This window comes from Pseudaminobacter sp. Soil_N_29 (genome assembly GCF_057656055.1).
Genome location: NZ_JBDGLC010000037.1, coordinates 1 through 428 on the forward strand (window position 1 = coordinate 1; position 428 = coordinate 428).

At 56.8% G+C, this 428-nt stretch carries 1 protein-coding gene; it reads right to left on the minus strand.

Going from position 1 to position 428, the window contains the following annotated elements; genetic code table 11:
- The coding region (locus AC3A4H_RS23625; protein WP_487768884.1) for an outer membrane protein assembly factor BamB family protein at positions 1-428 on the minus strand (428 nt) is incomplete at both ends.

Genomic DNA, 428 nt, shown 5'->3' on the forward strand with positions numbered 1-428 from the left:
TTGACCGACCAGACCATCTTGCCGGTCTTGGCGTCGATCGCGGTCAGCATCGTGTCGGCCTGGTTGAGGAAGAGCATTCCGTCGCCATAGGCCACACCGCGGTTGACCGTGTCGCAGCACATGATCGGAATGACGTTCGGATCCTGTTTGGGTTCATACTTCCACAGAATCCTGCCGTCGTTGTTCAGATCGAGGGCGTATACCGTGTTGGGGAAGGGCGCGTGCACATACATCACGTCGCCGATGACCAAAGGCCCGCCTTCATGCCCGCGCAGCACGCCGGTGGAGAACATCCATTTGACCTGGAGGTCCTTCACATTGTCCTTGGTGATCTGATTCAGTTTTGAATAGCGGGTGTTGGCATAGTCGCCGGTGGGCATCGCCCAGTTCTTTGAATCCGCAGCAAGTTTCTGCAGGTCATCGTTTGC